The sequence below is a fragment of the Bifidobacterium apicola genome (assembly GCF_042846865.1).
GTDB classification, from domain to species: domain Bacteria; phylum Actinomycetota; class Actinomycetes; order Actinomycetales; family Bifidobacteriaceae; genus Bombiscardovia; species Bombiscardovia apicola.
In genome coordinates this window covers 706371-723469 of record NZ_BAAFQQ010000001.1, presented here as the reverse complement: position 1 = coordinate 723469, position 17099 = coordinate 706371, and the positions used below count along the sequence as shown (strand labels likewise).

The following is a 17099-nucleotide window of genomic DNA, read 5'->3' as shown; positions in this document are numbered from 1 at the left end:
CCCGCACTGCGGGCATCCCGCTAAAAGGCAAACTTCAGAGCAGTTACAAGATCAGAGACAGGACATAGAGTGCTGGACGTCAATGCATTTGACAAACTGAGAATCGGACTGGCCACGGCCGACGACATCCGCGGCTGGAGCTATGGCGAGGTCAAGAAGCCCGAGACCATCAACTACCGTACCTTGAAGCCCGAGAAGGACGGCCTGTTCGGCGAGCAGATCTTCGGACCCACCCGCGACTGGGAGTGCGCCTGCGGCAAGTACAAGCGCGTGCGCTTCAAGGGGATCGTCTGCGAGCGCTGCGGCGTGGAGGTCACCCGCTCCCGCGTCCGCCGCGAGCGTATGGGCCACATCGAGCTGGCCGCCCCCGTCACCCACATCTGGTTCTTCAAGGGCGTGCCCTCCCGGCTGGGCTACCTGCTGGACATCGCGCCCAAGGACCTGGAGAAGGTCATCTACTTCGCGGCCTACATGGTCACCAAGGTGGATGAGGACAAGCGCCACAAGGATCTGCCCGACCTGCAGGACGAGTTCGACAACGAGATCACCCAGCTGGGGAAGAAGCGCGACCTGGAGATCGACAAGCGCGCCAAGAAGCTGGAGGAGGACCTGGCCGAGCTGGAGAAGACCGACGAGGTCAAGGGTTCCATGAAGGCCCGTCTGCGCAACGGGGCTGAGCGGGACATGACCGCCATCCGCAAGCGCTACGACGACCAGATCCAGAGGGTCACCGCCGTCTTCGACCGCTTCAAGACCCTGAAGCCCGGCGACATGGAGGGCGACGTGGATCTGTGGCGGGAGATGCAGGACCGCTACGGTGACTACTTCGAGGGCTGCATGGGCGCCGAGGCCATCAAGAAGCGCCTGCAGGACTTCGACCTGGAGGGTGCCGCCAAGGAGCTCCGCCACGAGATCGACACCGGCTCCGGCCAGCGCAAGGCCCGTGCCCTGAAGCGGCTCAAGGTGGTCTCCGCCTTCCTGAACACCGGCAACAAGCCCGAGGCCATGGTCCTGGACGTCGTCCCGGTCATTCCGCCCGACCTGCGCCCCATGGTGCAGCTGGACGGCGGCCGCTTCGCCACCTCCGACCTCAACGACCTCTACCGGCGCGTCATCAACCGCAACAACAGGCTCAAGCGCCTGATCGAGCTGGGCGCCCCTGAGATCATGCTCAACAACGAGAAGCGCATGCTCCAGGAGGCTGTGGACTCCCTCTTCGACAACGGCCGCCGTGGCCGTCCCGTCACCGGAGCCTCCAACCGTCCCCTGAAGTCCCTGGCAGACATGCTCAAGGGCAAGCAGGGCCGCTTCCGTCAGAACCTGCTGGGCAAGCGTGTGGACTACTCGGGCCGTTCCGTGATCGTGGTCGGGCCCTCCCTGCGCATGCACCAGTGCGGCCTGCCCAAGCCCATGGCCCTGGAGCTCTTCAAGCCCTTCGTCATCAAGCGTCTGGTGGACCTCAACTACGCACAGAACATGAAGAGCGCCAAGCGTCTGGTCGACCGCGGCGATCCCGAGGTCTGGGGCGTGCTGGAGGAGGTCATCTCCGAGCATCCCGTCCTGCTCAACCGTGCGCCTACGCTGCACCGTCTGGGCATCCAGGCCTTTGAGCCCATCCTGGTCGAGGGCAAGGCCATCCACTTGCCCCCGCTGGCCTGCGCGGCCTTCAACGCCGACTTCGACGGCGACCAGATGGCAGTCCACCTGCCCCTGTCGGCAGAGGCCCAGGCTGAGGCCCGTTCGCTCATGCTGGCCTCTGACAACATCCTCAAGCCCGCCGATGGCCACACGGTCACCATGCCCTCCCAGGACATGATTCTGGGTCTGTACTACCTGACCAGCGTGGTGCCCGGCGCCAAGGGCCAGGGCAGGATCTTCTCCAGCCTGGCTGAGGCCCGCATGGCTCTGGACCTGGGCGAGATCGACATGCAGGCCAAGATCCTGCTGCGGGTCCCCGCCGACTTCGTCATGCCCAAGGATTGGGAGCCCGGCGACCTCGAGGTCGTCGACCCCGAGCCAGGCAGCCCTGACGTGGTCAAGGAGGAGGTCTTCAAGGACGGATCCAGGCTCTTCGCCACCAACTACGGGCGGGTCCTGTTCAACCGGACGCTGCCTGTGGACTACCCCTTCATCAACGAGCAGGTGCCCAAGGGCAAGTTGTCCGGCATCGTGGACGACATCGCCACTCGGTACTCGACCGCCCAGGTGGCGGCCACCCTGGATGCCCTGAAGGATCTGGGCTTCACCCGGGCCCAGTGGTCCGGCGTGACCATGGCCTTCTCCGACATCGTGGTGCCGCCCGAGCGCAGCGAGATCGTCAACGAGTACCAGGGGCAGGCCGCCAAGGTCAACTCCCAGTACGACATGGGTCTGCTGACCGACGAGGAGCGCCGTCAGGAGCTGATCAACCTGTGGACCGAGTGCACCGACAAGGTAGCTGATGCCATGCAGGAGCATTTCACTCCGGACAACAACGTGAACATCATGGTCCAGTCCGGGGCGCGAGGCAACTGGATGCAGATTCGCCAGATCGCCGGTATGCGAGGCCTGGTGGCCAATCCCAAGGGCGAGATCATCCCTCGACCGGTCAAGTCCAACTATCACGACGGCCTGTCGGTGCTGGAGTACTTCATCTCCCAGCACGGCGCCCGCAAGGGTCTGGCCGACACCGCACTGCGCACCGCCGAGTCGGGCTACCTGACCCGTCGTCTGGTCGACGTCTCCCAGGATGTGATTGTGCGCGAGGAGGACTGCGGCACCATGCGCGGTCTGACCATGAAGGTGGCCGAACGCGACGAGCAGGGCAACCTGGTCCTGGTCAAGGCCGCCGACGGCGGACCCTACTCCAGGCTCCTGGCCGCGGACGTCATCGACCCCAAGGACGGCAAGACCGTGCTCTACAAGCGCGGTGACGCCCTGTCCATGGACGTGCTTCGCGACATGGTCGCCCACGGCGTGGAGGAGGTCAAGGCCCGTTCGGTCCTGACCTGCGAGTCCACCCGCGGGGTGTGCGCCAAGTGCTACGGCTGGTCCCTGGCCACCAACAAGCTGGTGGATGTCGGCGAGGCCGTGGGCATTGTGGCCGCCCAGTCCATCGGCGAGCCCGGCACCCAGCTGACGCTGCGTTCCTTCCACTCCGGCGGCGTGGCTTCGGCCTCCGACATCACCCAGGGTCTTCCCCGTGTCACCGAGCTCTTCGAGGCCCGTACCCCCAAGGGCGAGGCTCCCATCGCGGAGTTCCCTGGCACCGTCAAGGTGGAGGACACCGACCGCGGTCGCCAGGTGACCCTGACCCCCGACGACACCTCTGTGGAGGCGCTGACCTACCCGGTCACCCGCCGTGCGCCCATGATGGTCAAGGACGGACAGCACGTCGAGGCCGGCACCCAGCTGATCGAGGGCTCCGTGGATCCCAAGAAGATCCTGCGCATCCTCGGCCCGCGCGCCGCCCAGGTGAACATCGTCAACGAGGTGCACACGGTCTACCGCTCCCAGGGCGTGGACATCCACGACAAGCACATCGAGGTCATCGTCCACCAGATGCTCCGCCGCGTCACGGTCATCGACTCGGGCGACACCGACCTGCTGCCCGGCGAGCTGGTCGACCAGGCCAAGTTCAAGGCCGCCAACATGAAGGCCGTCAAGGCCGGTGGCAAGCCGGCCGCGGGACGTCCTGAGCTCATGGGCATCACCAAGGCCTCCCTGGCCACCGACTCCTGGCTGTCGGCCGCCTCCTTCCAGGAGACGACCCGCGTGCTCACCGAGGCCGCCCTGAACCAGAAGGTCGACGACCTGAAGGGCCTCAAGGAGAACGTGATCATCGGCAAGCTGATCCCGGCCGGCACCGGCCTGGCCCGGTACCGCAACGCCACCGTGGAGCCCGACAAGGCCATCCGCGACACCATCTACCCCAACTTCGGCCTGGGTGGCGGCGATGTGGATCTGAGCGACGCCGACCTGAACGATGTGGACTTCTCCAACATCGACTTCGGGGACCTGAAGCTGGGCGACGACTTCAACCCTGACGACTTTCTCAACGACCAGGGCGGCCAAAGCCATCTGGATACCCCCAACGTGCAGGACCCGTCAGCTGATGCCGACAATCAGACGGCTGCCACGGGCGCGGGATCTTCGGATGCCACCGATGGCAGCGACTCAGCCCAGCAGCCGCCGCAGCAGTCCGGCGACGCAACCTTCTCCTCCTCGCAGGACCAGCACTCCAACCAGTGAGCGTCTGAACAACTGATAGCCGCAGATCCGCTTGGGCCGGATGACCCGGCCTTGCGGATTTGGTTGCCGGATATGTGATAAAAGATGAGGGCCTGTACGATCCCAGCAATCGTACAGGCCCTTGTTTTGTTTGTCCCGTGGCCCAGATTGTCAATGGACGGTGGTCAGGTGATCGTGTCTATATTCTTGGTCCATGGCGCCGTCAGTCGGCCATATCGTCGCGTATGGGCCCTGCTGAAGCTGGTTGGCTATATCTTTTGTGTGTGAGCCTTGCCTTAGTCATTTGGTAACCTCTTGATTCTCAGAGCTCGACCGCAGAACACGCTTGCTTCGCTGTGATGCCACTATGCTGTGATGTCACTATCAGCGCGAGAAAGGAAACGCCATGGTGGGTTCATCCATGTAGGTCCAGCCCGTGGGGTAGGTCAGCGCAGGTGTCTGGGGGAGAGCAGGGCACGCCAGCGTCGTGTTCGTGGCAGGGATGCCAGGATGGCGGATCGAAGCTTGTCTACCAGCTGCCAGCAGGCTTCGGCCTCCTGCTCATCTGAAGGGTTTCGGTCGAAAGAGGCCTGATCAGCCATGTCGCGCAGCCGATCCAGTTCCCGGCGCAGTCCGGCCGACGAGGACCCTGGTGGGTCGGTCAGAAGGGTCCGTGCGATCAGAGCCGCCTGCTCGCTTCGGGTGCCCTCCAGGGGCAGGCCGGTCTGTCTGCCTAAGTTGCCGATCTGCCGCCAGCCGGCACGGATGCGTGTCTTTGCGTCGCCGGTCGACCGGGCCTGTCTGCGCAGCCAGGCCTTGACGGCAAGCAGGAGCAGAATCATGAGAGCCGGCAGCCAGAACGGCATGGTCCAGAGCGTCGCTTTGGCTATCACGGGTCCGTACCGTTGCCAGAAAGAGGGTGAAGACTGCCGGGATGCTTCCTGCCCGCCGACGCTAGTCCTGCCCTGGGTGGTCCTGTCGTCGCGTGGAGGATCGACCAGCGGGGGTGGTGGCTGGCGGACCAGGGTGCGTGGATCGGGTGGTGTGGAGTCCAGGGACTTGTCCGGGGTCTTGGTCTCTGGCGGCGTGGGGTAGAAGGGGACCCATCCCATCCCCTTCAGATTGACTTCCACCCAGGCCTGAGCATCACGTCCGGTGAAGTCGATTCGGGTACTCCCATCAGACTCGGTCCTGGTTCGTGACCGACTGATGGAGCCGTCACGGTTCTTGGGCAGGAATCCCAAGACCACTCGGGATGGCAGACCCATCTGCCTGGCCAAGAGGGCCATGGCCGAGGCGTATTGCTCGCTGTCGCCCACCATGGCCTGGCCCTGCATCAGCTGATTGATTCGATAGTCACCATGGCCAGAGGGCGAGGGGTAGTCTCCGGCCAAACCGTGGGAGAACCATCCCTCACGATGCAGCCGTTCTTCGATGGCCAGTGCCCTGGCGCCGCCGCGCACCTGCATGGAGGTCATGGAGGCAGCGGCCTTGGGCAGGCTCTCCGGGGCATCCGCCAAGGGAGGCACCTGGGCTTGCCCCGGATCACTGTTGGCGATGCGGCGGGTTTCGGGTCTGTCTTCGGTCAGACCGTGCACTGTATAGCTGGATCCTGCCTGCAGGATCTGATCGGTTAAGGCAGTGTCCGTAGCTTTGTTGAAGTAGAGATCCTCCCGCTGCAGGCCCTGGACCGGATCGATGCCTTCGACCTGTCCGGCGGAAGGCAGCCAGGCGTGGTTGAATCCCTCTCGAATCTGGAATGTCGCTGTAAAAGGCTTTCCGGCTGATTTGGCGTCTTTGGCCTTTTCCTGCTGTGCTTCTGTGCGGATTTGGGCGCCGATGCGCCGGTAGTCGGCGGCTCCTGCCCCCGAGGAGTCTGACAGATTCCAGACCTTGCCGTCATAACGGTCCATGACGGCCATGCGGACCGGTGTACCGGCGGGAAGGTTATGGACCGTGACCAGGGTATCGTCACGGTGGCGTTTGACATAGGCACGGTAATCACTCAAGGGGCTGGTGAACTGGTAAGGGTCCATGGGCGGTTGATAGTGGTCGCGAATGACCAGCCGCGTTGGGGCTGGCAGGAGTCCAACGGAGCAGATCACCCCGGCTGCCAATGCCAGGGTCAGGAGGGCGGATGCGGCTCCTTGCAGGCGCAGCAGCCCAAGTCCGATAGCAGACCAGATCAGCAGGAGCAGCCAGAGGATGCCGCCCGTCAATGCCGGGTAGATGCCTCTGCTGGTGCCCAGGGCCGCCGACACAGCCATGGTAGCCAGAATGGGCAGGGCGGACGCCACGACGGCAAGGGGATGCGTTGGCCGTCCCAAGTTGCGGCCCAGGCCATAGCGGGCCAGCAGCACGGCCAAATAACAGGTCCAGAGCATCAGTGTCCACAGGGCCATCAGCCCGCCGGCTTCCTGGCCCAGGGGCGGGTCGATGGCTGCCAGGGTCTTGAAAGCGCTGAATGTTGCTGACCACCCTTGTGTCAGGGTTGCCCAGGTTGGCAGGATATGGGCTAGCGTGGTTCCATTCAGGGCAAAGATGGGGCCCAGCAGGAACTGAGCTGCGATTAGCAGCAGAGGCTGAAGAAGGGCTGTGGCAATCCCACGGCGGGGAAGCATGGCTATCAGCAGTCCGGTCAGGCAGGCTGCGGTCCCCACTGTCAGCCAGAAGGGCAAGCTGCCATACACCGGCAGCAGCTGCAGTCCGGCCAGCAGATCGAGCGGTGCCAGTGCAATGACCAGAACGATGGGGGAGCGATGCTTGGTCGGGTCGATGTTGGACTGCAGGCCAGCCCGGTTGATCAGGCGGATAGGTTCCGCCTGAGCTTGGTCCATCCATGATGCGGATGTGCTCATGGCTGGTTCTCCAAGAGGAGGGGAAGGTCTCGCAGGTTGCCCAGAACAGCGCTGACCAGGCCCGGTTGAGTCTGTACGCTTGGATGGGCATCCAGATCGGCTGCCAGCAGCATGACCGGTGATGTGCTCTGGGCTGATCTGCATATTAGTGCCGAGGTTTGACGGTCGCCCTGCGAGCCGCTCACCATGATGGCCAGACTGGTCCGCTTGGAAGCGTCACCCAGGTCGGGCTTGCTATAGCTGTCCTGGCGAGGGCTGATGGCGCTGCAGGCATCCAGGAAGCTTCGGGGATCCTCCGAGGGAAAGGCGGTCCCATATGCATGGGGATCGTCCGGTTCCGGTGCAATTGCTTGCAAACGACGGCCGTCAAGCAGGCATCGGCAGCCCAGGGATGCGAAGATTTCAACTGCCAGCTCGAACTCATCCGCATTTCGGTAGGAGTCGGCCTGCCCGTCCAGGATCAGTTCGGTTCTGGTGCGCAGGGTGGGCTCGTACTGGCGAACCATCAGGGTGCCGGCCCGGGCAGTGGACAGCCAGTGGACCCGCTTTATGTCGTCGCCCGGGGCATAAGGACGCAGGGCGTGAAATTCCAGATCGTCGTCGACGATGCCAGGGCCAGGATCCCCCTCCAGATCGCGTTCCAGTCCAGCCTGAAGGGGCGGCAGGGCCACTGTGCGAGGATGGATATAGAGTTTTCGGGCATCGGTCAGGATCCGGCGACGGCGGATGAGTCCCAGCGGATCCCCAGCCTCCATGGTTACCGGGCCCAGGTCAATCACGCCACGGGACCTTGCTTCAAGTTTGAGGCGGATCTGGTGGCTCTGGCCGGGAGCCAGAGCAGGCAAAGGTGCCACAGCAGTTCCCCGACCGATTGTCAGGCCTATTCGACCGCGACGGGTTGAACGGCTGCCTGGGTTGGTCAGAGCCAGGACCAGCTCGGCTTGACCGCCTACCTCCAGACGGCCTTGGTCGAGATTCGTTTTAGCGCTACAGGACAAGTTGCCCAAGCTCATCAGCAACCCCAGCAGCAGCATACCCAAGCCCAGCAGGGAGCCCGCCAGCAGTTCACGCCAGCCTGTTGGGGCAAAAGCCAGAGCGCACAGGACCGCAGCCAGAGCCATGGACCGGCCTAGAGCAGTGACCGACTGCCATAGATCAGCGGCCATGGCTCGCAAGCTGTGTCTGGAGCCTGCCGAGGCTGCAGGTCCTGCTTCCGGGGCAGGTCGGCGAGAGAAGGCGGTCATGCTCATTGCTCTCCAGAGGGGACGGGGACCTTGGCCAGGGCTTCGGCCAGCGCCTGATGCTCGTCCATGTCTGCCAGCCTGCTCTGGGCGGTCAGAATAAGCCGGTGGGCCAAAATGGGGTCGACCAGATCCTTGACATCGTCGGGAATCACATAGCTGCGACCCTGAGAGCAGGCCCGGATTCTGGCGCAACGGACAAGGGCCAGTCCGCCTCTGATGGAGGAGCCGACTTGGATTGCGGAGCTGTGCCGCGTGGCTTCGATGATGTGAATGACATACTCCATGATGGAGGGATCGCAGAAGACCTTGGACGCGCAGGCGGCCATGGCTTCCACATGGCCGGCATCGACCACCGGGTCGACCAGTCCGGCCCTGTCTCGGATGTCAGCCTCCTCAAGAATGCGCATGCTCGCATCATGGCCTGGTGCCCCCAGCGAGGTGCGGATCAGAAAGCGGTCCATCTGCGCCTCGGGGAGGGCATAGGTGCCCAGTTGCTCGATTGGATTCTGTGTGGCTATAACCATGAATGGCCGCGGGAGGCGGTAGGTGCGGCCATCCACGGTCACCTGGCCTTCCTCCATGACCTCCAGCAGAGCCGACTGGGTCTTGGGAGAGGCCCGGTTGATTTCGTCGGCTAGGACCAAGGAGGCGAAGACTGGACCGGGTCGGAAGGAGAATCGTCCTTGAGACTGGTCGTAGAAGGTCACGCCGAGCAGGTCGGAGGGCAACAGGTCAGGGGTGAATTGGATCCGCTTGCAGTCTACGGCGATGGAGGCTGCCAGAGCGCGTGACAGCTGGGTCTTGCCGGTGCCCGGATTGTCCTCCAGGAGCACATGGCCTCCTGCGATCAGGGCGGTGACGCACAGGGTAATGGTCTCTTCCTTGCCCAGCACCGCCTGGCTCACGTTGTCGACGATAGAGCGGAAAAGGCTGGCGAAAGCCGACACATCCACGGCGGGCTGGCTGCTGCCTCCGGCCTGATCTGATCGTCTCTGCTTTCTGGCCCCTGATGTCTGATCCACTGGTTTGGCGGCAGGCCGTTGATCCTGTCCGGTTTTTTCTGTATCACGACGTTCGTTGGTCCTGACTTCGTGAGCGGGAGCCGGGGTCCGCTCCAACTGGACGTATCGAGTCTGATCGGTGGCATCGACGTTGTCGGGACTTGCAGGAGCTGATGAGGATCGGGCGAATAGGTCACGGGCCGGCTGGCGGCCGGGGATGGTTCCGTCTTCCACCATGGTGCTGTCCGACGGAGCGGATTCCGCCCTAGGCATCTGAGCGGTTTTGTGTCTGGCAGCAGAGGCAATGCGGCCAGGCCGTGTCCGGTCGTCGCTCACAGCCGAAAGAGATTCCTTCTGGCCCAGACCGGCCATGAGGGCCTGGCGCTGTCGCTTGAGTAGATCCAGCCGGTCAGCAGGGATCCTACGGCCTTCACTGTTCGCCTCGCGCGCGGTCATGGGGATATTCCGTCTGGTCGCGTCATCAGGGATGGTGCCGTCCTGCCGGATGGGTTCCTGTGCGTTTGGTTCATCCATGGTCATTCATCCTTGTCTGCGGAGGGGACCCCCCGACGGGGAGAGGGTCTTATTGCTTGGCTTGTCGGTCTCTACGGGCAGGGTCAGCTCCTTGGCAGCAGCGGGCGAATGGCCTTCGGGCCCCACGCCATGGATGCGAGCAACCGCCCGGAAGTTCAGTGTTGCACCCGGCTTGGCTGACCCGGCGGGCAGTGTGATTACTCCACTCACCTCCGGTTGGTTGCAGGGCAGGGTCCAGGAGGCCTTGTCGGGATCAAGACCTTCGATGTCCACCTGGATGTCTGCGCAGGGTCGGCCATGTTCGGCCCCGGGGTTCAGCGTCAGCTTGACCTTGCCGTTGCCCAGATACTCCAGAGTCTGGAATGCAGGTGGATCTGGATGCGACCAGGTGGATCCAGAGGCTGAGGCCACAGGGCCTGATCCCGCCATATTGGCTGGGGCCACGCTCACTGTGCAGGTGCCTCCTGCTTCGTCATGACCCACGTCGAAGACTGCCTTGGTAGCGGTGGCCGCGCGCCATCGTGGCGAACCGCAGCCGGAACCCTCGCCGTGGACCGTATAGCCCTGTATGGGTGATCCATGATTCTCTGGCGGGCGCCAGGTGACGGTCAGGGTTTCCTTGCTGCCGCCGTCCACAGTCAGCGCCTGCACGCCTCCGGGAAGCGCGTCCGGTCTGGCTGCGGCCGGTGAGGAAGCGGGGGACCAGCCCACTTGGTTGTGCGCTTGGACAGTAAAGGAGTAATCCTGGCCGTTGGCCAGCCCGTCAATCCGGCAGGTGACGGCATTGCCGCAGGAGCGTTGTCCTGAGCCTGCAGTTGAGGTGTAGGTGACCCGGTACTCGTCCACTGGACTGCCGTTGACTGCACCCGGCTCCCAGGCCAGGAGGACCGTTCCGTCACCTGCCTGAGCGGAGCCAGCCAGCATTCTGGGGGGCTGCGGGCGGTCGATGATGCCCACGGTGATGGTGGCGGTGACTCGGCGTCCCGGATCCCGGCTGCCATCTTCGACTGTGGCCAGGATGGTGTTGGTTGAGGCGCCGATGTCGCGATCAGCTTTGATGGCGATCCGCCCGTTGCCCAGGTTGGTGGCTGTCAGCCGAGAGGTGTCGTCGCTGACCAGACCGAGCAGGCGAAGCGGAGTGTCGGGGAAGGGATTGAGGGCACCGTCGAACAGGTTCAGTTCCATGCTCTGTCCGGCCTTGAGCCCCACCTGACGCGAGGGCACTGAAGCCAGAGGTCGGGTGGTGGCGACAATGCGGAAGGCCAGGACCGTATGCACATTGCCTGATGAACTGGTGATGGTCACCGGCAGGGTGGCCTTGGTGCCGGATGTTGCGGTCTTGTCGGCGGCCACGTTCAGCTGGCCCCGGGAGCTCAGCCTGGCCTGGATCGGCCCTTGGGGGTCGCCAGCGGAAAAAGTGCTTTCGGCCGGATCGCTTCCTTGTGGCCAGCGGGTCATGGCGGTCAGGGAGATGGTCTGCGCTGGTTCCCCTGCCACCAGATCGATTACCGGTGCCGAGAGGACTGGCGGTGATGCTTTGCCGCCTACCACGGTGATGGGCAGAGTCAGCACCGACTCGTTGACGATGGTCTGGCCGCCCGGATCCCCGTCACGGACGGCAAAGGTCAGTGAGGCTGGACCGGCATAATCCCTTGCAGCGGTGAATCTCAGGGTGTGCTCGTCCACGTAGGGGTCGGATCCGTCGGACTTGGTGGCCGAGACGGACTGGCGGGAGGCGATCCGTGCGGTCTTGCCTGCACCCACCCTGACCTGATCGGCGATGTCAATGGTGATGCTTTGCCCAGCCCGCACTTTGAGGGCCGGAGCACGGGGTCTCAGTACTGGGGGGAATACCCCATAGGCGGGGACTTTCACAAAGGCCATTGAAGTGATCTTGTATCGAGTATTGGTCACGGTGTAGGGCACTGCTCTGGCCTGGTCGGTCAGATCGATGACCAGCTTTGTGGAGCCAGCTTCGCCTGCGGTCCTGGCGTGGGTCTTGGCCCCAGGATGAATTCCAAGGCGCAGATCATCAAGGGTGCCGGAAGGATTGCTTATAGAATCAGCCAGATTGACTTCCACGCTGCGCTTGTCCACCGTATCCTCGGGGGCCACCTGGTAATCCTGCGCTATGGGTGGCTGGATGGGGGCTTGGGGATCCGAGACTACGGTCAGGGTCGCCTGGTCGCTCAGTCCTGCCTGGTTGCGTGCCTTGTAGACCAGATAGGAGGTGCCTGGCTGTGAGGGGGCGGTCAGCCGGATCATGTTCTCCTCTACGCTGGCCTGGTCAAGGCCCTGGCGCTCCAGGTGGGGGTCCAGGCTCAGGGGGTCGTCGTCCCCCGCGATATCGTTGAGCAGCACCGGCACGTCGGCCACGGTTCCAGGCCGCAGCCTGACCTTGTCATCCCGGACGAAGACCCCGGTTACTGATGAGCCAGGGAAGACACCGATGCGGATGCGCGCCTGGGCGCGCTGCCCTACCCAGTCCTCCACGGCGTAGGTGAACTCGTCGGTGCCATGCGAGTCAGGATAAGCCTCATAGATCAGGTAGTCGGCTCCGGCTTTGACGATCCTGCCCAGCTTGGGCACTTGGTTGCCTAAGCCGGACAAGGTGTCGCAGTCTCCGTCCGGGTCGATGCCGGTCAGCGGGACGGGGATGCGCACCTTGGCCCCGGCAGCCACCTGGGCATGCAGATCCTTGGGGGTGGGTGCGGGCTTGTTCGAGGCGTCAGAGGCATGCACCCGGAAGGTGATGATGCCAGAGGCCGCGTTGCCCAGATCGTCCCTGACCGTGTATGTGGCCGGGAAGTCCCCGGTGCTTTCGCTGGCCTGATATCTGACCGTGTCCCCGGATACGAAGGCCAGTCCCGCAAAGGTGCGCTGATCTGTAGTCAGCTGCTGGTCCAGGCTGACGCTGGTCCCGTCAGCGTGTGTGACCTTGTCCATTACCGAAACCGTGACCAGGCCCGACGTGCGGACTCCAACCGTCAGATTCGGGGCCTTGGGCGCCGAGGCCGCCCTGCCCAAGGAGGGAGGCTGCAGGATGATGGTTCCCTGAGCGCTGCCATCGGCGTTGGCGACCGTGTAGGCAATGCTCAGTGGTCTTGCGGGGATTTTTCTGGCAGACAGGTAGACCCGGCGGTGGTCCACGATGCCCACTTTGATGCCGGAATTCGGATCCACGCGCACATCGGTCAGGGCCAGTACTCCGCCCATGGGATCCAAGTCGTTGTCGAGCGGATCGACGATGGCTGTCTGGTCGGCACCCAGCAGGGCCACGTCGTTGACGGGAACCGGCGGGGCGGATCCGCTTCGGCTTCGTTCTGCTTCCAGCCTGACTAGTCCTTGGGCCTCTTGGTCGCCTTGGGCCGCCCGGTAGGGCACATAATAGGTGCCTGGGTTGGCAGCGGTGGCTGTGAAGGAAAGGCTCTCATCGTTGGTCTTCACCTGTATTCCATCGGGCTTGTCGACCTGGACCAGGCGAAGGGGGCGAGCGGCATTGGCATGTACGCTCCTGCTCAGATCCACGGTAACCTCTCTGCCGGGAATGGCTTGGCGAATGACCGGATCGACCAGTGGGGCCAGCGTGTTGACGGGTCTGATGGTGAAATAGATGAGTCCCTGACCGCTCATGAGTCCATCTGAAACAGTGACTTTGACGGTCAGCCGACCGGAGGTGGCCGACCCGGCGCTCATGGTCAGCTGTCCGTCAGCCCTGGTGGACAGGGATATGCGATCGGAGTTCACTGATTCGGCGCCGACCAGTGTCAACGGATCCCCCTCGGGATCCTCGAAGCCGGCCAGGGCGTTGACGGTGGTCGTGGCGCCCTGTTCCACCTCGTATTCGGGAGGGGTATCGTTCTGGGCCGGTGCCTGGTCGCCTCGGTCCATGTCAGCTGGGGCGATGTTGAGGTCGATGCCAGCCGAGGAGACCTGTCCGCGTCCGTCGGTGATGGAGTAGTTGATTCGGGCACGGCCGTCAGGCGCGTCGCTGGCATCCACTTGCAGATAGCGGCCGTTCATAACCGGAGTCAGGCGCAGATTACCCTGCGAGCTGCGCGCGTCCTCGATTCGTAGAACCGAGCAATCGGTCTGGCGATCGTTGCGCAAGGGGTCCAGCAGGGCCCTGGATCCGGCCCGAATGCCAAGGCTGTCGTCCTCGGCCTGGATGGGCTGGGATCCTGATCGACAGGTGGCCGCGAAACGCTGGCGATTGTCGGCTGAATCCTGGCGCTGATCGTTGCTGTCCGCGTGCTTGATCTCCATGGTCTGCCACTGCGGTCGGATCACCTTGGTGGAGGATCGCGGGTTCCAGACGTCGCCAGTCAGCACGTCGTTGAGGATGACCCTCCGGTGGTTGGCCCGGAAGACCAGGTCCGAGGTGGGGCTGATGGCCTCCAGAGTGGTGGGATGCGGCCGCTGTGACCGGACCTGTGGCACAGCTTTCCCTGTTGCGCACAGTCGCATGAAGTTCCGTCCTGATGAGGCCCAAGCCGTCCAGAGGCATCCGCCCGAGGAGACCGGCTGTGCGGGTTGGCCGCTGCCGCCGGTGCGTACGGTCTGAATCGGATTCTTGGGGTGATCCAGTTCAACCAGGTGGACGCTTTCCTGATCGGTCAGGCCCACCCAGGGTCCCTGGTGGTCCATATCCACTGGAGTGGACTGGAGTTGCAGGTCTCCCCGGTGCGGTATCCGAATGGATCCCTGGGGCCAGTAAAGCCGATCGCCTGCCAGGAGGATGGGTCTTCCGTCGATGACGCTGAGCGCAGTAGCCCGGACGGGGGCATGATCCGTCAGGGAGCCCAGCTCACGATGGGCCCGGGAGTCAGGTCCATCGATCCTGAGTACGACCCCGTCCGAGGGTCGGTAGGCATAGACGGCTCCGGAGGCATCCACAGCGACGGCGGCTCCGGCGCCTAAGGTCAGCGCAGGGTCTCGGCGCTGCGTGTCCAGATCTCCTGGCGATGCGGCCTGACCCACCCAGATCCTGCCAGTCCGAGCCTGGAAGAGGGCTAAAGTGGGTCCGTTGACCATCCGTTGGATTCTGGCATCCGACCGGGTGGTGTCCCCCAGGGTAGCAGTGGAGGCCGCTATGGGAGCCATGCCTCCCTCACGGCCCAGGATGACCGCGTATCCGCTCTGGGCCAGGTCGAAGTGGTCGGTGCCCGTCGACAGTGCCACGTCCGCCTCACCGATGTCGGGCTTGAACCGGGCGATCTTGCGTTCGTTCCGGGAGGTGATCCAGATGCTGCCGTCGTCCACCTGAACGGCACGGCGGTCCACTCCATGAATGAACAGGGCGCCCAGAACAAGCAGGACCAGCGCCATCAGCGTGATAGCCAGGATGGCGGCAGGGTTCTTGGCGCGGACGGCCAGCGCATGCCGCAGACGCAGCCCGGCGCGACGCATCCGCAGGAATCGTCCCTGCAAGTTCATAATCCCTTGGGTTCCTTTCCTGATCCTGCCGCGCACGCCAGGAGGCCTGACGTATGCATTTGTCTCTCCACTGGTCCCGAACCGCCGTCAATGCCCTCTCTGACGTCTGATTTTAGCTGGTTTACAAGGTCTTGGCGGTCTGTGAAAGTCGGGGTGGTCGAATGTGGATTACGCCTACCGCGGCTCATTGAACGGCGCAGATGATGGTCGGTTCCTGTGACATGCTCCGGTCGGCCCGCACCAGGGTTACGCTAATGCAGGTCTGGCCACCCTGTGGATCGTCGATGCGAGCAGTCGGCTGTTGGGTCTGAACGCTTTGGCCACGGTCTCCGGTCCCGTCCTGGTCCAGGGGATGCCAAACATAGGTGTCTCCCGGTTTAGGGTCGGGATTGGCCCAGGTGAAAACTGCTGTGGCGCCCTGGTAGCGGCCCTGACCCTGTGTGGGTGAGGGAACAGGGCCCTCCTGCATTTCCTTGGAGTCGCTCGAACCCGTCGGGTCCGGAGAGGACTTAGCCTGTTGGGATTGAGTCTGGGAGGAACCTGAAATCGGCTGTGAGCCTCCTTTGGAAGCGTTCGGCAGGCCGACAGTCAGGACCCAGACCAGGACTAGGACCAGGACTGCGGCAAGAGTCAGAACCGGAAGAATCAGATGGCGGCGACCGATACGAAGCCGTCTGGCCTGACTGTGTTTAGGGTCATCTATCGTTCTCCTGCCTGATCGCAGATGTGATTCGGAACCGGCCTGCGCCCCGGTCCAGGGGTGGCCGGACTTCTTATTTTCCGTCCAGCCTGCAGTAGTTCCGCTCTGGGTATGCGAGCGTGCATCGGCCTTCGGATAGGGGTCGATTCCCTCGCCGATGAAGGGCGTCGCATGACCGTAGAGTCGTTGCTGGACCTCCTGAAGCGCGCGGCCGAACTCCAGCGCTGAATAGTAGCGGTCGTCCCGGTCGTGAGCCATGGCCTTCTCCAGAACTGCGGCCAGCATAGGAGAGGCCTCGCCCATGTGCAGAACTGGAGTTTCCGCTGTCATGATCAGCTGGGCCAGGTGATTCTCATCCCGGGCCCGGTAGGCGTACTCGTAGGGAGAGCGGCCAGCCAGCATGCCGAAGAGCGAGGCGCCTAGGGAGTAGATATCGCTGGCCTCCGAACCTCCCGAGCGGTTTGCCAGGACCTCCGGGGCTGCCCAGGGTATGGATAGCCCGCCGGTCCGTTCGCCTCCATAGATGCTCGAAGAGATGCCGAAGTCAGCAAGGACAGACAGGCCCTGGTCGGTGATCAGAAAGTTGCTGGGTTTGACGTCCCGGTGCAGGATTCCCCGTTCGTGGGCGCAGCAGAGGGCCGAGGCCATGCGCACCCCCAGATCCAGCACTCCTTCCTGGTCCATGCCCCCTCTGAGCATGATGGACTTGCAGCTGCCGCCCGGAGCGTATTCGAGCACCAGGCAATCACGCCCGTCATCACTGACAAGGGCCTGGTGGATGCTCAGGATGCAGGGGTGGGTCGAGAGCCTGGCCAGGGTCTTGGCCTCCCGCAGAAAGAGCTGATGGGTCTGCCGATCCATGTTGCCTTGGATGGCCACCTTGACTGCGACAGGTCGGTTGAGCCCCTCCTGCTCGTACAGATAGACGGCGGCGGTGCCTCCCAGGTCCAGGGGCCGCAGGGGCCGCAGTCCGGGCAGCGCCGGCGCCTGGTCCATGGCTGGAACCGCACTCGGGCGCTGGATCTGGGAACCATTCCGCTGCAAGAGACATCACCTCCCGAGGATTCTGCCTGAGAACTGCTATCCACGATAACAGCACGCCGTTCCCGATCAGACT

The 17099-nt window shown here is 63.7% G+C and carries 6 protein-coding genes; 1 reads left to right on the top strand and 5 read right to left on the bottom strand.

The window, feature by feature from the left end:
- Nucleotides 1–69: 69 nt before the first annotated feature.
- Nucleotides 70–4230 (top strand): DNA-directed RNA polymerase subunit beta', encoded by a 4161-nt coding sequence (locus ACGG9J_RS03060; RefSeq protein ID WP_390133507.1) that lies wholly within the window; start codon nucleotides 70–72, stop codon nucleotides 4228–4230.
- Nucleotides 4231–4655: 425 nt separating this feature from the next.
- Here ACGG9J_RS03060 and ACGG9J_RS03055 read toward each other — a convergent pair whose 3' ends face one another.
- From ACGG9J_RS03055 to ACGG9J_RS03035, 5 genes are all read right to left on the bottom strand, one after another.
- A complete protein-coding gene (locus ACGG9J_RS03055; RefSeq protein WP_390133505.1) occupies nucleotides 4656–7067 on the bottom strand; it encodes a transglutaminase-like domain-containing protein in 2412 nt (803 codons plus the stop codon).
- Entirely contained in the window at nucleotides 7064–8317 is a 1254-nt protein-coding gene (locus ACGG9J_RS03050) for a DUF58 domain-containing protein (protein ID WP_390133503.1), read from the bottom strand. Before ACGG9J_RS03050 ends, ACGG9J_RS03055 begins: the two co-directional genes overlap by 4 nt.
- Complete coding sequence (locus ACGG9J_RS03045; protein ID WP_390133502.1) at nucleotides 8314–9846, bottom strand: AAA family ATPase; 1533 nt, start codon at nucleotides 9844–9846, stop codon at nucleotides 8314–8316. The genes ACGG9J_RS03050 and ACGG9J_RS03045 overlap by 4 nt, the downstream gene beginning before the upstream one ends.
- 6 nt (nucleotides 9847–9852) lie before the next feature.
- Complete coding sequence (locus tag ACGG9J_RS03040) at nucleotides 9853–15282, bottom strand: Ig-like domain-containing protein (protein WP_390133500.1); 5430 nt, start codon at nucleotides 15280–15282, stop codon at nucleotides 9853–9855.
- A gap of 184 nt (nucleotides 15283–15466) precedes the next feature.
- A complete protein-coding gene (locus tag ACGG9J_RS03035) occupies nucleotides 15467–17026 on the bottom strand; it encodes a serine/threonine-protein kinase (protein ID WP_390133498.1) in 1560 nt (519 codons plus the stop codon).
- Nucleotides 17027–17099: the final 73 nt, after the last annotated feature.